Source organism: Streptomyces sp. 3330 (assembly GCF_031456635.1).
GTDB lineage: Bacteria > Actinomycetota > Actinomycetes > Streptomycetales > Streptomycetaceae > Streptomyces.
Genome location: NZ_JAVDVA010000003.1, coordinates 1 through 18255 on the forward strand (window position 1 = coordinate 1; position 18255 = coordinate 18255).

At 70.9% G+C, this 18255-nt stretch carries 17 protein-coding genes and 1 rRNA gene; 8 read left to right on the plus strand and 10 right to left on the minus strand.

Going from position 1 to position 18255, the window contains the following annotated elements; genetic code table 11:
- Positions 1-158 precede the first annotated feature (158 nt).
- Together rrf and J2X68_RS05895 are read left to right on the plus strand one after the other, a co-directional pair.
- Positions 159-275 (plus strand): 5S ribosomal RNA (gene rrf, locus J2X68_RS05890).
- 62 nt (positions 276-337) lie between these two features.
- Complete coding sequence (locus tag J2X68_RS05895; RefSeq protein WP_310431376.1) at positions 338-901, plus strand: GNAT family N-acetyltransferase; 564 nt, start codon at positions 338-340, stop codon at positions 899-901.
- Here J2X68_RS05895 and J2X68_RS05900 read toward each other — a convergent pair.
- From J2X68_RS05900 to J2X68_RS05930, 7 genes are all read right to left on the minus strand, one after another.
- Positions 890-2494, minus strand: coding sequence for a type VI secretion protein (locus J2X68_RS05900; RefSeq protein WP_310431377.1), 1605 nt, complete (start codon positions 2492-2494; stop codon positions 890-892). The two genes, J2X68_RS05895 and J2X68_RS05900, sit on opposite strands and share 12 nt — an antisense overlap.
- Before the next feature lie 19 nt (positions 2495-2513).
- Complete coding sequence (locus J2X68_RS05905) at positions 2514-3944, minus strand: ATP-binding protein (protein WP_310431378.1); 1431 nt, start codon at positions 3942-3944, stop codon at positions 2514-2516.
- 14 nt (positions 3945-3958) lie between these two features.
- Complete coding sequence (locus J2X68_RS05910) at positions 3959-5518, minus strand: SCO6880 family protein (RefSeq protein WP_310431379.1); 1560 nt, start codon at positions 5516-5518, stop codon at positions 3959-3961.
- Positions 5515-6846 (minus strand): hypothetical protein, encoded by a 1332-nt coding sequence (locus J2X68_RS05915; protein ID WP_310431380.1) that lies wholly within the window; start codon positions 6844-6846, stop codon positions 5515-5517. The genes J2X68_RS05910 and J2X68_RS05915 overlap by 4 nt, the downstream gene beginning before the upstream one ends.
- Entirely contained in the window at positions 6836-7687 is an 852-nt protein-coding gene (locus tag J2X68_RS05920) for a hypothetical protein (RefSeq protein WP_310431381.1), read from the minus strand. Before J2X68_RS05920 ends, J2X68_RS05915 begins: the two co-directional genes overlap by 11 nt.
- Positions 7688-7888: 201 nt before the next feature.
- Positions 7889-8197 (minus strand): hypothetical protein, encoded by a 309-nt coding sequence (locus J2X68_RS05925; protein WP_003991275.1) that lies wholly within the window; start codon positions 8195-8197, stop codon positions 7889-7891.
- Between the two features lie 441 nt (positions 8198-8638).
- Entirely contained in the window at positions 8639-9892 is a 1254-nt protein-coding gene (locus tag J2X68_RS05930; protein WP_310431747.1) for a SpoIIE family protein phosphatase, read from the minus strand.
- A 354-nt stretch (positions 9893-10246) separates the two neighbouring features.
- On the opposite strand from J2X68_RS05930, the gene J2X68_RS05935 reads away from it, so the two are divergent.
- Complete coding sequence (locus J2X68_RS05935; RefSeq protein WP_310431382.1) at positions 10247-11470, plus strand: phospholipase D-like domain-containing protein; 1224 nt, start codon at positions 10247-10249, stop codon at positions 11468-11470.
- A 214-nt stretch (positions 11471-11684) separates the two neighbouring features.
- Positions 11685-11855 (plus strand): hydrophobic protein, encoded by a 171-nt coding sequence (locus tag J2X68_RS05940; RefSeq protein ID WP_310431383.1) that lies wholly within the window; start codon positions 11685-11687, stop codon positions 11853-11855.
- A 106-nt stretch (positions 11856-11961) separates the two neighbouring features.
- Here J2X68_RS05940 and J2X68_RS05945 read toward each other — a convergent pair whose 3' ends face one another.
- On the minus strand, positions 11962-12216 hold the full coding sequence (locus J2X68_RS05945; RefSeq protein ID WP_310431384.1) for a DUF397 domain-containing protein: 255 nt from the start codon (positions 12214-12216) through the stop codon (positions 11962-11964).
- 115 nt (positions 12217-12331) lie between these two features.
- On the opposite strand from J2X68_RS05945, the gene J2X68_RS05950 reads away from it, so the two are divergent.
- The 3 genes from J2X68_RS05950 to J2X68_RS05960 all read left to right on the plus strand — a co-directional run bounded on the left by J2X68_RS05950 (position 12332) and on the right by J2X68_RS05960 (position 15263).
- Complete coding sequence (locus tag J2X68_RS05950) at positions 12332-13078, plus strand: trypsin-like peptidase domain-containing protein (protein ID WP_310431385.1); 747 nt, start codon at positions 12332-12334, stop codon at positions 13076-13078.
- Positions 13079-13377: 299 nt separating this feature from the next.
- Positions 13378-14385, plus strand: a complete 1008-nt coding sequence (locus J2X68_RS05955) for a bifunctional lytic transglycosylase/C40 family peptidase (RefSeq protein ID WP_310431386.1) — start codon at positions 13378-13380, stop codon at positions 14383-14385.
- A gap of 167 nt (positions 14386-14552) precedes the next feature.
- Positions 14553-15263, plus strand: coding sequence for a phosphatase PAP2 family protein (locus J2X68_RS05960; protein WP_310431387.1), 711 nt, complete (start codon positions 14553-14555; stop codon positions 15261-15263).
- A gap of 51 nt (positions 15264-15314) precedes the next feature.
- Here the strand turns inward: J2X68_RS05960 and J2X68_RS05965 are convergent, their stop codons facing one another.
- Both J2X68_RS05965 and J2X68_RS05970 read right to left on the minus strand, forming a co-directional pair.
- Positions 15315-16871 (minus strand): FAD-binding oxidoreductase, encoded by a 1557-nt coding sequence (locus J2X68_RS05965; RefSeq protein WP_310431388.1) that lies wholly within the window; start codon positions 16869-16871, stop codon positions 15315-15317.
- Between the two features lie 140 nt (positions 16872-17011).
- Positions 17012-17182, minus strand: a complete 171-nt coding sequence (locus J2X68_RS05970) for a hypothetical protein (RefSeq protein ID WP_310431389.1) — start codon at positions 17180-17182, stop codon at positions 17012-17014.
- A 142-nt stretch (positions 17183-17324) separates the two neighbouring features.
- Between J2X68_RS05970 and J2X68_RS05975 the strand changes: the two genes are divergently transcribed.
- A complete protein-coding gene (locus J2X68_RS05975; RefSeq protein WP_310431390.1) occupies positions 17325-18161 on the plus strand; it encodes a hypothetical protein in 837 nt (278 codons plus the stop codon).
- The last annotated feature ends 94 nt before the right edge of the window (positions 18162-18255 follow it).

Here is an 18255-nt window from a genome sequence, read left to right on the forward strand (position 1 = left end):
GTTGATAGGCCGGATGTGGAAGCCCAGTAATGGGTGAAGCTGACTGGTACTAATAGGCCGAGGGCTTGTCCTCAGTTGCTCGCGTCCACTGTGTTGGTTCTGAAACCACGAACAGCCCCATGTGCCACACATGGTGCGGCTGGACAGTTTCATAGTGTTTCGGTGGTCATAGCGTGAGGGAAACGCCCGGTTACATTCCGAACCCGGAAGCTAAGCCTCACAGCGCCGATGGTACTGCAGGGGGGACCCTGTGGGAGAGTAGGACACCGCCGAACAAATATTACGGGAAACCCCCGCACCTCACGGTGCGGGGGTTTTCTGCGTTACGGTGCATTCTATGTACACGTATGCGGTTCGGGTCGTACGCGCCGACGAGTGGGCCTCGGTGAAGGACCTGCGGTTGCTGGCCCTCAGGGATCCGGTGGCACCGCTCGCCTTTCTGGAGACGTACGAGGCCGCCGCGGCGCGGCCCGACTCCTTCTGGCAGGAGCGGGCGGCCGGCGCGGCCGAGGGGGGTACCGGCGTACGGCAGTTCGTCGCGGAGTCCGAGGGCGGACAGTGGGTGGGGACGGCCACCGTGCTCGTGGAGGAGGCGGGGACCGACGACTGGGCCGGTTTCCCCGTGGAGCGTCGGCAGGGACACGTGGTCGGGGTCTTCGTGCGGGAGGAGTGGCGCGGCAGCGGGCTGACGCGAGCGCTTCTCGACGCCGCCGTGAACTGGTCCTGGGAGCTCGGGCTCGGGCGGGTGCGGCTCATCGTCCACGAGAAGAACCTGCGGGCGCAGCGGGCGTACCGCAAGGCGGGGTTCATACCGAGCGGGCGGACCGTGCCGTTGGGGCAGGACAACGGGGAGGACGAGTACGAGTTCGTGCTCGAGCGTCCCGAGGCGTCAGACCGGTAGGTCGTGGTGCGGCCAGCGGGCCTTGGCCTGTTCACGGGAGCGGAGCAGGGCCAGGGTGGGCAGGCCGCGGTCGGCGCCGGTGGCCAGCAGGTCCGGGAGCTGGGGGATGGGGGCCACGGCCGCCACGTCGTCGAGCACCAGGGACATTGGTGGGTCGAGGCGACCGGAGGATGACCGTTCGGCCATGCGCCGGCCGCGCTCGACCACGCTGGAGACGAGGGCCGTCAGGAGCGGCATCGCGCCGGGACTGCTCCTGGGGTCCTCGATTGATTCACCGAGCACATAAAGACTTCCCCCTTCGTCCACGAAGGAATCCAAGGCGAGGGCGTCAGTTCGGTTGGGAGTGCACGCTTCGCGGATGTTGACCGTGGACAGGGCGGAGAGGGCGCGGGAGGTCAGTTCCTGGGCGATGTCCCGGCGCTCGGGGTGGGCGGTGAGGGCGGCCTCGAGTTCGCCCGCCGCGCCCGGGGCGGCCTTGGGGTTGGTCCGGAGGGTGCGGACGGCTTCCTGGATGCCGGTGCCCTGGGACCAGCGGTGGACGTGGCGGATGGTGCGGCCGTCGATGGCCGCGGCGTGCAGATAGCTGCGCAGCAGGGTCTCGGCGGTGTCGCTGACCGCCTGGTCGAGGCGTGAGGCGGGGCGCACGGGGGCGAGGAGTGCCGTCGCGCGGGCGGTCGCCGTCTGTTTGTCCTCGCAGCCCGTGGTGGGGGACCAGTGGAGGCGGGCCGGGGTGTCGCAGAGGTGTCCGGGGTCGTAGAGGTGGACCGGGCCCAGTTTGGCTCTGGCGTCCTTGGTCTCCGTCCAGAGGGCGGGGCTGGAGGTGAGGATGAGGGCGGGGCCCTCGGCGTCCCGGACGGCCTGGATCGCCGTCGCCGTGCGGATCTCCGGCGGGGCGTAGCGGACCGCGCCTTCCAGGCGGTTGGCTTCCCATCCGACCGCCCGCTCACCCGCCGCGGCCGGGAACAGGGCGGCGGCAGCGGATGTCGAGGACCCGTGGGGCTGCTGTGTCTGTGGTGCCTGCTGGGGGTGGAGAGGCGGTGCGGGCGGGGTGATGTGCGGCGCGGCCGCCGTCGGCTGCAGAGGCTGGGTCGGCGCCGGGGGCTCGGTCTCGGGCCTGTGGCCGGTCGTCTCGACGCGTTGGGTCGGTACCTCTTGGTGCGTCGGCGGCGGCACGGCCTCCTGCGCGGGCGCCGGCGTCCGGGCCAGGGCGACGCGCTTGCTCGCCCGTACCGCGCGCCACCGGGCGAGTGTCCCCATCACGAACACCGTGAGGACGAGCAGGATCATGACCTGGCCGATGAACAGGCCCCAGAACAGCCCGTAGCCCGAGAGGTCGGCCGGCTCCGCGTCCGGCCAGGCGCCGGGGATGTCGTGGGGCCTGGCGATGAGATGGCGCATGGCCGGCGGGGTGCGGGTGAAGGTCACGCCCGCGGGCCACGAGCCGTGCGCGAAGAGGGCCGCCAGGCCGGTCGCCGTCCAGACCAGCAGGGCCATGCCGAGCAGGAACGCGAGTATGCCGACCAGCAGGCCGTCGGGGACGCCTCCCTGGCCGTGGCCCGGGTGGTCGCGGCGCTGCTCGTCTCCCGGTCTCATGACGACCCCCTCTTCCGCGCTACGCCACCGTCGACTCGGACGAGCCGTCCAGGTCGGCCAGGTGCTGTTCCATGAAGGCCGCCGCCCGTCGTTCCTGTTCCAGTTCCGCGGCGAGCAGGGCGTCGTCGTCGGACATGGTGCGGTCGGTGGAGGACTCCGTCATCGCCCGGTCGGTGAAGACGAGTGGCCGTTCCGTCTCGGTGATCAGGTGCTTGACCACCTGCACATTGCCGTTGACGTCCCAGACCGCGATGCCCGGTGTGAGGGTGGGGATGATCTCCACCGCCCACCGCGGCAGGCCGAGGACCCGGCCCGTCGCTCTCGCCTCGTCCGCCTTCTGGGCGTAGATCGTCCGTGTCGACGCCATCTTCAGGATGGCCGCCGCCTCCTTCGCCGCGGCTCCGTCCACGACGTCGGACAGGTGGTGGACGACCGCCACGAAGGACAGACCGAGGCGTCGGCCGAACTTCAGCAGGCGCTGGAACAGCTGGGCCACGAAGGGGCTGTTGATGATGTGCCAGGCCTCCTCGACCAGGAAGATGCGCTTCTTCCGGTCGGGGCGGATCCAGGTGTGTTCCAGCCAGACCCCGACGATCGCCATCAGGATCGGCATGGCGATCGAGTTGCGGTCGATGTGGGACAGGTCGAACACGATCAGCGGAGCGTCCAGGTCGATGCCCACCGTCGTGGGGCCGTCGAACATGCCCCTGAGGTCGCCGTCGACCAGGCGGTCCAGGACCAGTGCCACGTCCAGGCCCCAGGCCCGTACATCGTCTATGGCGACGTTCATCGCCTCCGCCGACTCCGGCTCGGGGTGACGCAGCTGTTCGACGATGTCGGTCAGGACCGGCTGGCGCTCCACGATCGTCTCGTTGACGTAGGCGTGCGCGACCTTGAGCGCGAAACCGGAGCGCTCGTCCAGGCCGTGGCCCATCGCCACCTCGATGATGGTGCGCAGCAGCGCGAGCTGGCCGGTCGTGGTGATCGACGGGTCCAGCGGGTTGAGGCGGATCCCGTGGTCCAGGGCGGCCGTCGGGTCCAGGCGGATGGGAGTTATTCCCAGCGCCTGCGCGATGAGGTTCCATTCGCCGACGCCGTCCTCGCCCTGGGCGTCCAGGACGACCACCTGACGGTCGCGGAAGCGCAGCTGGCGCAGGACGTACGTCTTCTCCAGCGCCGACTTGCCGTTTCCGGACTCGCCGAGGACGAGCCAGTGCGGGGCGGGGAGCTGCTGGCCGTACAGCTGGAAGGGGTCGTAGATGTAGCCCTTTCCGGAGTAGACCTCGCGGCCGATGATGACGCCGGAGTCGCCGAGGCCGGGGGCGGCCGTGGGCAGGTACACCGCCTGGGCCTGGCCCGTGGAGGTGCGCACCGGCAGCCGGGTCGTCTCGACCTTGCCGAAGAGGAACGAGGTGAAGGCGTCCGTGAGGACGGACAGCGGATCCCGCATCAGCTCATCAGCCCCTACCTTCGGATTCCGGTGGCGAACGGGAGGGTGTTCACGAACGCCCGGTGGTGCTCTCGGTCGCACCATTCGAGCTTGAGGTACGACTTGCCGGCCGAGGCCCTTATCGTCCGTTTGTCGCGGGCGAGGGCCTCGGGATTGCGGGAGGAGACGGTGATGTAGCCGACCAGGTTGACGCCGGCCGCGCCGGACGCGAGGTCCTCGCCGCGCTGGTCCAGGCGGGAGTGGGCGGCCACGTCGCGGGGGTCGACGGTGCGGTTCATCTTGGCGGCGCGGCTGGCCTCGGCGTCGTCGTTGGTCTTCTCCGTCAGCATGCGTTCGATGGCGACCTCGGTGGGTTCGAGGTCCATGGTCACGGCGACGGTGCGGATGACGTCCGGGGTGTGGACGAGGAGGGGTGCCAGGAAGTTGACGCCCACCGGGGTCATCGGCCACTCCTTCACCCAGGCCGTGGCATGGCACCAGGGGGCCCGGGTGGACGACTCGCGGGTCTTGGCCTGGAGGTACGTCGGCTCCATGGCGTCCAGCTCGGCCGGCCAGGCGTTGCGCTTGGTCATCGCCTGGATGTGGTCGATGGGGTGGTCCGGGTCGTACATGGAGTGGACGAGGGAGGACAGCCGGCCCTGGCCCAGGGGCTGGCGGACGCGGATGTCCGCCTCCTGGAGGCGGGAGCAGATGTCCGTCAGCTCGCGGGCCATGACCACCGCAAGGCCCGCGTCCCGGTCCAGCTTGCGGCCCGACCGGGGGCGGGCCGCGCGGGCCATGGCGTGCGCCTCGGCGGCCAGTTCGCGGGTGAAGTGCATACAGGCGACGAGGTAGGCGCGGTGCTGCTCGCTGCTCGTGGACACCATGGACTGGAGCTGGTCGTAGGAGCGGGCCAGCCAGTCGGGGGACTTCTCGTCCCCGCGGACGGCGACGTCCTTGGCGTGGGCGTCGGGGTCGGCGGGCAGGGTGCGGGCGAGCATCTGCAGCCGGGTGACGAAGCCGTCGCCGTTCGCCACGTGCTTGAGGAGGGTGCCGAAGCGGTCGACGAGGGCTTCCTGGTCCTCGCTGTCGCGCAGGCCGACGCCCGGGCCCTCGATCTCGATGGCGGCCGTCACCGTGCGGCGGTCGGCGTGCAGGAGTACGGCGATCTCGTCGGGGCCGAACGGGGCGGCCAGCCAGTTGATGCGGCCGATGCCCGGGGGCGGGCCGATCTCGATCTCCTGGCCGTCGAGCCGGGTGCCCGCCTCCATGACGGTCGAGCGGTAGGCCGTGCCCTGGCGCAGGGTGCGCTTGTAGCTGCGGTTGATCTCGAACCACTTGTAGAACGTGCGGTGCTTGTACGGCACGTAGACGGCGGCCAGCGCGATCATCGGGAAGCCGCTCAGCAGCACGATCCGCAGGGCGAGGACGGGGACGAGGAGGCCGCACATCATGCCGAGGAACGCGCCGACGACGATGAGCGCGATCTCGCCGGTCTCGCGGTTGCGGCCGACGATCGCGTTCGGCCGGGCGCGGCCGATCAGATATGTACGGCGGGGCGTGATCGCGTGGGACACGTGGGACTCGGTCGTCAACGCCCTTCACCTCCCGTGCGGTTGTTGCTGCTGTTGCGGGTGTTGCTCGCGTGCGGGGTGTTGACCGGGCTGCTCGCGCGGGGGGCGGGTGCGGCGGAGGGGACAGATCCGCCGCCTCCGTTCGAGGTGCGCGAGCTGTGCGCGGCGACTCCGCCGGACGCGGGGTTGGAGGGGCGGGCGCCGGAGGAACCGGACTGACCGCCGTTGTTGTCCGCACGGGTGCTGTGCGCCTTGATGCCCTGGGCGACGAGGGTCGCCGGGGAGCTGATGACGGCCGCCGCCTTGCCCTCGGCACCCTGCATGATGCGGTTGTTGCGGGAGCCCGCGATCTCGTCGCCGAAGCCGGGGACGAAGCGGTAGATCATCGCGCTGGCGAAGATGGCGAGCAGGATGATGGAGAGCCCGGAGACGACGGCGGAGAAGGCGTTCGGGCCGTCGGCGGAGGACAGCGCCCCGGCGAGGCCGAGCACGATCACGATCACCGGTTTGACCAGGATGACGGCGATCATGATGCCGGCCCAGCGGCGGACGTGGCTCCACAGGTTCTTGTCCACCAGGCCCGCGTAGACCACGGTGCCGAGCAACGCGCCCACGTAGAGCAGGGCGGCCCGGATGACGAGCTCCAGCCACAGCACCCCGGCCGCGAGGATCGACACCAGGGACACCACGATCAGCATGATCGGGCCGCCGCCGATGTCCTCGCCCTTGGAGAGGGCCGCGGAGAAGGTGCCGAAGAACGTGTCGGTCTGGTTGCCGGTGGTCTTCGCGAGGACGTCGGTGATGCCGTCCGTGGCGGATACGACCGTGTAGAGGATCAGGGGGGTGAAGGCGGAGGCCAGGACGGTCAGCCAGAGGAAGCCGACGGCTTCGCCGATGGCGGTGGTGAGGGGGACTCCGCGCACCGCCCGCTTGGCGACGGCCAGCAGCCACAGCAGGAGGGTCAGGACGGTCGAGGCGGCGAAGACGACGGCGTACTGCTTGAGGAACCGCTCGTTGGTGAAGTCGACGTTCGCCGTGTCCTTGACGGCCTCGCTGAGCTTGTCGACGGTCCAGGACGCGGCGTCGGCACAGCCCTTGGCGAGCGAGGAGAGCGGGTCGAGGGTGTCGGAGACGCCGGGGTCGGTGGTGGACGAGGGGTTCTCGCCCTTCTCGCAGTAGTCCCTGGCGGGGCCCCGGATGAGTTCGCTGCAGGCGCTGTCACTCGGGGAGGCGGACGGGGACGGGCTGGGCGTCGGCGCGGCGAAGGCGCGCGTGGCCGTCAGCACCGCGGTCGTCTGAACGGCGGCCAGAACGGCCGTGACCTTGAGGGAGAGGTGCTTAGCGCGCATAGGTGAACCCTCCGAACTCCTCGACGGCCTTCGTCATGTCGTCGGCGGTGGAGGCCTGCTGATCGCGCCCGACCGGCACGGGCCCGTCCTTCTGCTGGAAGTCGGTGACCTTCCAGTCGTTGCTGGTCCATTGGAGCTGGTAGGTGGTGGTGAACCAGCTCTCGGAGACGGGGTTGGTCGAGGCTTCGCCCGAGAGACCGAAGAGCGAGGTGTACCAGACCTCGACGGTGGCGTTGCTCGCGGTGGATGCCGTCACCTTGGTGCCCACGGGGATGACCCGGGACACGAAGGCCTGGCCGTCCGGGGCGGTGCCGTCCTTGTCGAGCCCGATGTTGCCGAGGAAGGTCTCGCTCGCGTACGCGGTGTCCAGCGCGGTCTGTTTCGAGACGGCGATGGCGGGCGCGTACACGGTGTCGACGATCTGGTGCCGCAGGTCCGTGATGAACATGTCCGCCGAGCCCAACGCCACGGCGTAGTTGGCCGCGGCGCTTTGAGCGCCTTGCGCGTCGTGTGCGTATCCCGTAGGGATGCCGCCCGTCTTCGCGTCGACCGGCTTCGTGCCGGTGGCCGCCGTGCTGGTCGCGTCCGGCTTGTCGCCGGCCGGGCCGCCTGCCGAGGTGGTGGAGGAATCGTCTCCTCCACGGTTCGCGAAGGCGATCGCCGCGATGAGGAGGACGACGACGCCGACCACCGTGACCAGGCTCCGCGAGGACGATCGGCCGCCTCTGCGGGCACCGCCGTAGGGGTCGTTCTCGGGCAGCCGGAGGCGGGTCCGGCCGTAGCCGTGCCCCTCGTCGGAGCGTGCGGGATCGCCGTAGTCGTTTTCGTCGCCGGGAGTCATGCCGCGTAGGCCCCCTCGCTGCCGTACCGGGACGCGTACAAGTACGACGGTAGCCGTGCTGGTTCCCGCGCGGGCGCGGTGTGGTGACTCGACATCAGGGACATCAGGGAAACGCAACCTCAGCCGGTGGGCACGACAGATGGGTGGGGATGGCGGGCCGGGCGTGCCCGGACGTGACTGGGGGTGGTGCGGCGGCCGCGGCTACACGGCCATGCCGTACACGATGGTGAACAGCGTCCCGAGGGAGCCGATGATGAAGACTCCCGTCAGCCCGGCGATGATGAGGCCTTTGCCCTGTTCCGCGCTGAAGGTGTCCCGCAGGGCGGTCGCGCCGATGCGCTGCTTGGCCGCGCCCCAGATGGCGATGCCGAGGCAGAGGAGGATGGCGACCGCCATCACGACCTCGATCATCACCTTGGCCTCGTTGCCCAGGCTGCCGAAGGGCCCCCAGTCCGGAGCGATCCCACCGATGATGGTGTTGATATCGCCTTTGTCGGCCGCAAACAGCATGTAAGTCACCGCCCCTGATGGGTAGTTCCGCAGTCCTCTGCGGGTGTGCAGAGGTCACGCCTCATTCTCGCCGACAAAGTCGCCGTCGTATGTCGACTTGGCGTCATTGGCGGACGGGAGTCGTACGAATAGCTCGTATGGTCACTCTGTGTATCACGGCAGGTCACGCCGGGCAATGAGGCCGGAGCGGAACCTGTGGTGTGGTTCCGTCGTTAGCCCACTTCACGGCCCCGCACCGTTTCTGACGGCTGGTCGGGTGAGCGTACGTTTCGATGTTCTCATGACGTTGCGCACACCGGGGATGGCGAACGGGCCATGGCCGGTCGCCGAGGTCGGGCGTCCCGTCACCGCGGGTGGCCTTTCAGGGCGGCCCCGCTGACGGAGGGTCATCCGGTGCGGGCGGCCGGGTGGCCGGGGCGGCGGGGGCCGTGGGCGGCCGACTCAGGACCGGGGCACGCTGAGGGCGATGACGGCCGTGTCGTCGTCGACGCCGGCGCCGAAGGTGTCGAGCAGGTTCCGGATCGCGGCGACGGCGTCGGTCGCGGTGGTGGGCGCGAGATCCCGGGCGAAGTCGAGGAGGGCCTCGTCCCCGTAGCGGTCGTCGTCGCTGTTCGCCACCGTGTGGGCTTCGGTGAGGCCGTCGGTGTGGAGCAGCAGGGTGTCGCCCGCCTCCAGGTGGACCGAGGTGGTGGCGATATGGGCGTCGGGCAGGACCCCGATGAGCTGTCCGCCGGGCGTGTCCAGGTGGTCGGCGCTGCCGTCCGCCCGCAGGAGCAGGGCCGGGGGGTGGCCGCCGCCGGCCAGGGTGACGCGGAAGCCGCCGTGAACGGTGTCGGGGGTGAGCAGCCCGAAGATGACGGTGCAGAACCGGGGGTCGTCGCCGTTGTACTCGTGGTTGAGGACGGTGTTGAGGTTCCGCAGCACGGCCGCCGGGTCGGGGTCGTAGACCGCGGCGGCGCGCAGGGTGTAGCGGGCCAGGGAGGTGACGGCCGCGGCCGCGGCGCCCTTGCCGCACACGTCGCCCAGGAACAGCCCCCAGGTCCCCGCGGCCAGCGGGAAGAGGTCGTAGAAGTCGCCGCCGACCTTGTCGGGGGAGGCGATGTGGTAGTGCGCGGCCACGTCCAGTCCGGGCACGCTGACCAGCGTCGGGGGCAGCAGGGTCCGCTGAAGGGTGGCGTTGAGGCGCTTGAGCTCCTCGCGTTCGCTCTCCGCCTGCTGCCGGGCGCGCAGCAGTTCGGTCTCGTAAGCGCGTCGGTCGCGGGCGTCGAAGACGGTGGTGCGGATCAGCAGCGGCTGCCCGTCGCCGTCGGTCTTCACCGTGGAGGTGACGAGGACGGGCAGCCGGCTGCCGTCGGCCGCCCGGAGTTCCAGGGCGATCCCGCTGATCTCGCCCTGCATGCTCAGCAGCGGGCCGAAGTGGGTCTCGTGGTAGAGCCGGCCCCCGACGGTCAGCAGCTCGGAGAACGTCCGGCGGCCCACCAGGTCGCCGCGGGCGTGGCCGAGCCAGTCCAGCAGGGTCGTGTTGATCTTCGTGATCGTGCGGTCCGGCAGGGTGGAGAGAAAGCCGCAGGGCGCGTGCTCGTAGAGGTCCTCGGCGCTGTCCTCCGGCAGCGCGGAGGGCGCCGCCCGGTCGCCGCCGGGCCGCTCCACGGGCGGGGGGTGCGCGCCGCTCCCGCCGTCGCCGGTCCCGGACATCATCGCGCGGCCGGGACGAGGCGGGTGATCGCGGCAGCCGCTCCCTCCGGTGCGGGGACCCGGGGGCGGTGGCCGGTCGGGTCCGGGGGGACCGGCCGGGTTCCGCTCCGTACGGTCGCGCGACGCGCAGTCATACGACTCATTCTCGCAGAGCCCTCCCTTCCGGCGGGTGACGGCGGACACGCCGGGGCTCGCCCAGGCGTACGGGACATCGCCGGGGGTACAGGGGGTGGTCGGGCGGGTGTCGCCCCCACCGGGAGGGTTGTGGTGCGGGCCGGCAGTCCGTTCGCCGCGCCCCGTGCCGGACCGGTCGGCGCGGCTCCCTTTCCTCTGTGGTGCCGGCCAGGTGATGTCATGACCAGTACGCAGGAACGGCCCGAGCTGACCCCCTCCGGTGCCGACGAAACGGGCACGGAACGCGTCGAGGAGCGCGCCGTGCGGATACGCCGCCGCCTGGAGCGGCTGATCGGCATCGCGGCGACCGAGGGCAACTCGCTCACCGCCCTGCGCAACGGGGACGAGATCTTCCCGGCGATGCTGGCGGCCATCCGGGCCGCCGAGCACACCGTGGACATGATGACGTTCGTGTACTGGAGGGGCGACATCGCCCGCGAGTTCGCGCGGGCGCTGGCCGACCGGGCCCAGGCGGGGGTGCGGGTGCGGCTGCTGCTGGACGGGTTCGGCAGCCGGCTGATCGAGAAGGAGCTGCTGGAGGAGATGGAGCGGGCCGGGGTGCAGGTGGCCTGGTTCCGCAGACCCCTGACCCTGTCGCCCTTCAAACAGAACCACCGCTGCCACCGCAAGGTCCTCGTCGTGGACGAGCAGGCGGCCTTCACCGGCGGTGTCGGTATCGCCGAGGAGTGGTGCGGCAACGCCCGCAACGAGCGCGAGTGGCGCGACACCCACGTCGAGGTGCGGGGGCCGGCCGTGGACGGCATCGCCGCCGCCTTCGCGCAGAACTGGGCCGAATGCCACGACGAACTCTTCGACGACTGCGACCGGTTCGTGCCGCACGACCCGCAGGGCGACGCGGTGGTGCAGGTGGTGCGCGGTTCGGCGAGTTTCGGCTGGCAGGACATGCAGACCCTGATCAGGGTGATGCTGGACTCCGCCGAGGAGCGTTTCCGGCTGGCCACCGCCTACTTCTCGCCGGACGTCTTCTTCATCGAACTGCTGTGTGCCACCGCGCGGCGCGGGGTGGAGGTGGAGATCCTGCTGCCCGGTCCGTACACCGACAAGCGGGTCTGCCAGCTGGCCGGTCAGCACTACTACGAGGACCTCACCGCCTGTGGCGTGAAGATCTACCAGTACCAGCCGACGATGATGCACGCCAAGGTCATCACCGTCGACGGCGTGGCCGCTCTGGTGGGTTCGACGAACTTCAACCGCCGGTCCCTCGACCACGACGAGGAGATCATGCTCGCCGTGCTGGACCAGGAGTTCACGGCCACGCTGGACAGCCACTTCGACGACGACCTGAAGTCCGCCGAGCTGATCCGGGAGGGCCGCTGGAAGCGGCGCTCCGCGCTGCAGCGGGCCCGCGAGGCCGCGGTCCTGCCCATCCGCCGCTTCCTGTGAATCCGGCAGGTCTTCGGCCGGCCTTCGGTCGGCCCTCAACAGGCCTTCCGCATGGCTCCGACCGTCCTTCGGTTCGGTTCGGCTCCGGCGGGTCTTCGGCGGGACCGTATTCGAGGCCGATCCGCATTCCCGGTCCTACCGTATTCATGCAATCAAGATTTGAGGGAGTGAAGGGGATTTCGTGGGGCACATGATTGTTCGGAGGTTGATAATCATGGTTCCCCTGCTTGTTGTACTGCTTCTCGCGCTCATCCTTTTCGGTGCCGGTTTCGCCGTCAAGGCCCTGTGGTGGATCGCCGTCATCGTCCTGGCGGTCTGGCTGGTGGGCTTCGTGGTCCGGCCCGCAGGACACGGCGGCCGCAAGGGCCGTTGGTACCGCTGGTAGATCAGGACACCGGTACGAAGGGCCCCGTCGGCCGTTGTCCGCGGGGCCCTTCGGTGTACCGCCGCCCGGCGTCGTAGAGCGCCGTATATCGCGGTATACCGCCGCGCTAATCTTTCCGGTCGTTTTCCAGTACACCCTCGACGAAGTGGTCGAATTCCCCGGCCTGGACACCGAGTACGAACGCGTCCCATTTTCTGCGGTTCGTGGTGACGACGTTCTCCGGGTCGTCGGTCACCCGGAGATGGACGGGGGCCTCGCCGTCGTCGCCCTCGCCGAAGGCGATCTCGATCCAGGGGCCGGGACCGGTCGCGTCCGGCGTCGCCGCGCGGGTCCAGATGAGGTCGCAGGGGATGTCAGCCACCCGCCCACCGTATCCCCGCCCCGGTGGACAGGTGCCGTGGGTGGAGTGCGGGTAGCGTCGTAGGAGAAGCATGCGTCTGACGTTTCTCTCACCTTCGTGGGACACAGTGAACCCGATGAAGCGAAACGCCCTGCTCGGTGCGGTCGTGCTGCTGGCCGTCACCTCGGCCTCCGAGGCGGCCGCCGACGGCGGGCCCGGCCCCCTGGGGGTGACGGCCGTCGCGGCTCCCACGGCGCAGTCCGAGCGGGTCGGCGCGCTGTTCGCCGCGGCCGACGCCGAGGCGGGCCGGCTCGCCGGTGAGCACTTCTGCACCGCCTCCGTGGTGCACAGCCCGCACCGCGACCTCGTGGTCACCGCCGCGCACTGCCTCGGCGGGACGGGCGAGCTGGCCTTCGTCCCCGGGTACCGGGACGGCAGGGCGCCCCACGGGGTCTGGCGGGTCGAGCGGGTCTTCCTGCCCGACGGGTGGGCGCAGGGGCAGGACGAGGACAGCGACGTGGCGTTCGCCGTCCTCGAGGGACGGGACGGCGAGGGCGTCGAGGACGTGGTCGGCGGCAACCGGCTCGCCCCGCGCACCGCCACCGGGGCGACCGCCGTGACCGTCACCGGCTACCCCGACTCCCGCGAGGTGCCGGTCCGCTGCACGAACCGGCCCACCGTCCACACCTCCACCCAGCAGCGCATCGACTGCCCCGACCTCACCGGCGGGACCAGCGGCAGCCCCTGGGTCAACGGCGACGGGGAGGTGGTCGGCGTCCTCGGCGGGCACGAACAGGGCGGAGCGACGGCCGACACCTCGTACAGCGTGGTCCTGGGGCCGGAGGCCGCGGAGCTCTACCGGGACGCGGCCACGGGCTCCTGAGACGTCACGCGAGGCGGTGGACGGGCCGGGAGCGGACGGCTCGGACGGCTCGTACGTCGGCGTCGACGGTCGATTCGACGCCTCGCCCTCCTCGGCCCGGGCCCGGCGCGTGGCGTGCTGACCGGATGAAGTGCCGGTTCGGCGCGTAACCCCCTTGCGGAGACGGCGAGTCGGGGTGCGGGGCCCAGTGCGTGGTGGGTGCGGCCGCCACGTGCGGTTTCTCCTTGTTCGTGATCACCCCGCGGCACGGGAGCCGCCTCTACACTGTCGGGGGCGGACTCCTGTGCGGTGAGGGGCGGTTGACGGTGCGTAAGACCTGGATCGTGGCGACCGCTGCCGTCAGTGCCGGTGCCGCCTTCATGATGGCGCTCGTCATCGGGGTGTACCTCGTCGGCGGAAGCGCCACCGGCGGGGTGGGCGGCGCGGGCCGGGCCCTGGCCCAGGGCGCCGTGCCCGCCGCGTACCGGACGCTCGTGGAGAAGTGGGGCAATCGGTGCTCCGCCATCAGCCCCGCGCTGCTCGCCGCCCAGCTCTACCAGGAGAGCGGCTTCAACCCGAGGGCGCAGAGCGCCGCCGCCGCGCAGGGCATAGCGCAGTTCATCCCCGGCACCTGGGCCACGCACGGAATCGACGGCGACGGTGACGGCGACCGCGACGTCTGGGACCCGAATGACGCGATTCCGTCGGCCGCGTCGTACGACTGCCAGCTCGCCTCGTACGTGAAGGACGTCCCCGGGGACGCCACGCACAACATGCTCGCCGCCTACAACGCGGGGGCCTACGCGGTCATCAGGTACGGGGGCGTACCGCCGTACAGCGAGACCCGGAACTACGTGAAGACGATCACGACGCTGGCGGAGTCCTTCGCCGCGCCCGTCAGCCGGGTGGACCCCTCCGAGCAGGCCGCCGGGGCCATCTACTTCGCTCAGAAGAAGCTCGGCACGCCCTACCTCTGGGGTGGCAACGGCACCGCTGACCAGGGCGGACGCTTCGACTGTTCCGGACTCTCCAAGGCCGCGTACGAAAGCGTCGGGATCACGCTGCCCCGGGTCGCCAACGACCAGTACAACGCCGGACCGCATCCGCGGCGCAGCGAGCTGCTGCCGGGGGACCTGGTGTTCTTCTCCACCGATCCGAACAACTCGCGGGCCATCCACCACGTGGGGATCTACGTGGGAGGCGGGTACATGATCAACGCGCCCTACACCGGGGCGGTCATCCGGTTCGACCCCATCGACACGGCCGAGTACTTCGGGGCCACGCGCGTCACCGAAGATGGCGCGAAAGCGCTGCCCACGACCGTCTGAAGGGCCCGCGAACCCGGCCCCTGAGCTGCGGGGATCTGTCTCTCTTCGATAACGTCTGAGTGATCATTCAGTGGAGAGTGGAACGTATCAACCGGGGCCGTGCGTTCCTGTTGGACGGGCGCATGTGAGGTGTGCCGAGCAGATCACGACGAAGGGGCCGCAGCGCCATGGCTGGACTCGCCGAATCCGGGTCGAACCCCGACGTCGACCTGCTCTATGACATCAACGGGCTAGCCAAGGACGCTCCGCACTGGCTCGACCGGACCGTGGAGTTCGTGGGCGAGTACGGACTGCTGCTCGCCATGGTCCTGCTGATCGTGTGGTGCTGGTGGGGGGTCAGGCGGCGGCCCGGCGGGGCCGAGGAAGCCGCGTCCTCCGTCGCCGCCCTGGTCTGGGCGCCGCTCGCCGCCGGCGTCGCCGTGCTGGTGAACGTGCCCATAAGGGGCTTCGTGGAACGGCCCCGGCCCTTCCTCGACCATCAGGGGCTGGAGGTGCTCGTCTCCGGCAAGACCGACTACTCCTTCGTGAGCGACCACGCCACCCTCACGATGGCCATGGCCGTGGGGCTGTTCGTCGCCCACCGCAGGTTCGGGCTCGTCGGGATAGGGATCGCCCTGCTCGAAGGGTTCTGCCGGATCTACATGGGGGTGCACTATCCGACGGACGTCGTCGGCGGGTTCGCGCTCGGCACCGCGGTGGCCCTGCTGCTGTCGCCCATCGCCTCCATGCTGCTCACCCCGGTGCTGAAGGCCGTCGACCGGTCGCCCCGGCTCGGCTGGGTCGTACGCAGCCGGGACGCCCGGGCCGGACAGCGGGACGGCTTCGTCCCCGGCGCGCGGACCGAGGTCGCCGCCGAGGAGCGCGACCTCGCGGCCTAGGCAGGGCCGCCGCGGGGCCTGGGGGGCCGTCAGCGGGCTTGAGGGCAGGCGTCAGAGGGCTTGGGGGTAGCTGAAGAAGCCGTTCGGGTCGTACTGCTTCTTCAGCTGGGTCAGGCGCGGGAGCGCGTCGCCGTAGTAGGCCTTGCGCCAGTCGGTGAGCGTCGGGTCCGCGTAGTTCTGATAGGCCGCGCCCGAGGCGTACGGGGCCATCGCCTTGTGCGCCGTGTTCAGCCAGGACTGGGCCGCCGTCCCCGCCGTGCCGGCCCGCCACGCGCCGATGTACTGCGCCAGCATGCGCGAGCGGCGGTGGACGAACGCCGTGGCCGTCGGCGAGACCCGGTTCACCGCGCCGCCCAGCGCGGTGAGGGCGATGCTGCCCGAGCCGCCCTGGACCGACCGCATCTGCCGGAGGAGGGTCTGGATGCCCGCCGCCGGGAGCGAGACGTCGAAGAAGTCCGAGCGGGCCGCGTAGGTCTCCCGGCCCAGTGCGCCCTGCGGGGAGCGGCCCGGCGTCGAGCCCGGCAGATGACACTGGGCGTCGGAGGAGAACGACGAGCAGCCGGCGTAGATCTCCATCGCCGCCTCGTACGTGCGACGGCGGAGGGAGACGTTCGTCGCGGGGGCGCCCACCCGGTCGGCGAGGCGGTCGACCGCGTTCTGGAGCTGGCCGTAGGTGCCGATGCAGAACGCGGCGACGGAGACGGTCGGGGTGCCTCCGGTCGCGTTCGCCAGGTGCAGGGAGGACCAGATCTCGTCGGGCTGGGACGGGCCCCACTCCTGCCAGGCCTTCACCACCGCGGCCGCCTTCGACCAGGGCCAGGTGAGGTAGCCCGTCACCGCCTGGGGTGCGGGGTGGGTCGTGAACTCCAGCTCCGTGACGACGCCGAAGTTGCCGTTGCCCGCTCCGCGCAGCGCCCAGAAGAGGTCCTTGTTCGTCGCCGCGTCGGCGGTGAGCTGCTTGCCGTTCGCGGTGATGATCGTGGCCCGGGTGAGGCTGTCACAGGTCAGGCCGTAGGCGCGGGAGACGACGCCGTGGCCGCCGCCCAGCACCAGGCCGGAGACGCCGACCGTCGGGCAGGAGCCCGCGGGGATCGTCACGCCCTTCGCGGCGAGCGTCCGGTAGACGTCGATCAGCTTCGCACCCGCGCCGACCACCGCCGAAGTGCCGCTCGCCCGGACCCGGTTCAGCTTGGAGACGTCGACGATCAGCCGGCCGTCGCCCGAGGACCAGCCGCCGTAGGAGTGGCCGCCGTTGCGGATCGCGGCCTTGATCCGGTGCGCGCGGGCGTACGCCAGCACCGTGCGGATGTCGTCGGCGTGGGCGACGTACGCCACCGCCGCCGGCTTGAGGCTGTCGAAGCGGGTGTTGTAGAGCTGGCGGGCCGCGGCCCAGGAGGCCTCGCCGGGGCGGACGAGGGTGCCGTCCAGATCGCGGGCGAGCGCGGCCCAGTTGGCGGGGGCGGCGACGCTGGTCGTGGTCAGGGGAGCCGTGGTGCTGCCGCCGGTGGCCGGGGCGGGGGCGCCCGCGCTGCCGCCGTTCGCCTTGCACGCGGTCGCTGCGACCGCGACCGCGGCCGTGCCGCCCGCGATGAACGTACGCCGTTCCATGTTCTTGCGCCTTCCCTCGGCCGCTGTCGGCTGCACGCGGCTTCATGGAGCGAGACGGGGTCGTGGGACCGCGGGTTCCAGCAGGATCCGCCGGTGACGGAACGGTGACGTCCGCCGGGAGGACGACCGGTGTCGGCCGGTCAGCCGCCCGTGTGCAGCTCCCCGTCGGTTCTCGCCATGCTTCTCGCCCTGCGGGCCGGGCCGCGCCAGCCGCAGGTGCAGCGGGCGAGGCAGAACCTGCCCTGTTCGACGGTCGTGGTGCTGTGCTCCCCGTCGGCGCGGGGATGGGTCGATCCGTCCTGCTGCGTCACAAGGACAACGGTACCCAGGATCGGCAATAAACCCGTATGGCGGTCGCAGGCGTTCGGGCCGGCGTGACGGCGGCACTCACCCGTCGTTATCCGGGACGACAGGAGACCCGTGACGGACGTACCGGTTGGGGGTGCACAGGCCATGGCGGAGCGTCGGCGCGGGCTGAGGGGTGCGATGGTCCTTGCGGGGCTCGCGGCGGGGGTCTGTGCGGGCGCCGCCGGCTGTTCCGCCGACGGGGCCGCCGCGGGGGACGACCGGGCGGCCGACCCCGTCGAGACGTTGCACCGGGCCGCCGACACCCTCGTCGCGGCGGGCACGTCCAAGGCCAGCACCTCGATGGAGATGGCCACCGGCGGGACCCGGGTGACCATCCGGGGCCAGGGTGTGTACGACTACCGCAAGCAGCTCGGTGAGTTGAAGGTGCTGCTGCCGCAGGATCCGGCCGGGACCAGCGAGCACCGCCCCATCACCGAACTCCTGGCGCCCGGAGCCCTGTTCATGAAGAACCGGGGCGCCGGGGTGCCGGACGACAAGTGGGTGCGGGTGGAGACGGCGGCCCTGTCCGACGGGAACCTCGTGACCGGCGGGGCCACCGATCCGTTCGCCGCCGCCGAGGTGCTGCGGGGGACGCGTACGGCGACGTACGTGGGGCGGACCGAGGTGGCCGGCACGGCGGTACGGCACTACCGCGGGACCGCCGATCTGGCGGTGGCCGCCGCCGACGCCTCGGCGGGCGGACGGGACGCGCTGCGCGCGGCGGCCAAAGGGTTCGCCACGGCGCGGGTGCCGTTCGACGTCTACCTCGACGACGAGGGGCGCATCCGCAAGGTCCGGCACCGCTTCAGCTTCGTGAACGGGCAGCGCAAGGACGCGGTCGCGGTGGCCTCCACGACCCTGTTGTACGACTTCGGGGCGCCCGTCGAGGTGCGGTTGCCGGCCGCCGGCGACATTTACGCGGGGCGGATCGCGGAGGAATGACCCGGCCCCTGGCGGCCCTGGGCGAGCATTTTCGGCCACAGGGTGGACACAAGGACTAGCCCGTCCGTGCCATGCGCGCGGTGTATAGCGCTCC

Coding starts and splice junctions, on each gene's coding strand:
- J2X68_RS05895 (WP_310431376.1), top strand. CDS start 338: ATGTACACGTATGCGGTTCGGGTCGTACGCGCCGACGAGTGGGCCTCG.
- J2X68_RS05900 (WP_310431377.1), bottom strand. CDS start 2,494: ATGAGACCGGGAGACGAGCAGCGCCGCGACCACCCGGGCCACGGCCAG.
- J2X68_RS05905 (WP_310431378.1), bottom strand. CDS start 3,944: ATGCGGGATCCGCTGTCCGTCCTCACGGACGCCTTCACCTCGTTCCTC.
- J2X68_RS05915 (WP_310431380.1), bottom strand. CDS start 6,846: ATGCGCGCTAAGCACCTCTCCCTCAAGGTCACGGCCGTTCTGGCCGCC.
- J2X68_RS05920 (WP_310431381.1), bottom strand. CDS start 7,687: ATGACTCCCGGCGACGAAAACGACTACGGCGATCCCGCACGCTCCGAC.
- J2X68_RS05925 (WP_003991275.1), bottom strand. CDS start 8,197: ATGCTGTTTGCGGCCGACAAAGGCGATATCAACACCATCATCGGTGGG.
- J2X68_RS05930 (WP_310431747.1), bottom strand. CDS start 9,892: ATGTCCGGGACCGGCGACGGCGGGAGCGGCGCGCACCCCCCGCCCGTG.
- J2X68_RS05935 (WP_310431382.1), top strand. CDS start 10,247: ATGACCAGTACGCAGGAACGGCCCGAGCTGACCCCCTCCGGTGCCGAC.
- J2X68_RS05940 (WP_310431383.1), top strand. CDS start 11,685: ATGGTTCCCCTGCTTGTTGTACTGCTTCTCGCGCTCATCCTTTTCGGT.
- J2X68_RS05950 (WP_310431385.1), top strand. CDS start 12,332: ATGAAGCGAAACGCCCTGCTCGGTGCGGTCGTGCTGCTGGCCGTCACC.
- J2X68_RS05960 (WP_310431387.1), top strand. CDS start 14,553: ATGGCTGGACTCGCCGAATCCGGGTCGAACCCCGACGTCGACCTGCTC.
- J2X68_RS05965 (WP_310431388.1), bottom strand. CDS start 16,871: ATGGAACGGCGTACGTTCATCGCGGGCGGCACGGCCGCGGTCGCGGTC.
- J2X68_RS05975 (WP_310431390.1), top strand. CDS start 17,325: ATGGCGGAGCGTCGGCGCGGGCTGAGGGGTGCGATGGTCCTTGCGGGG.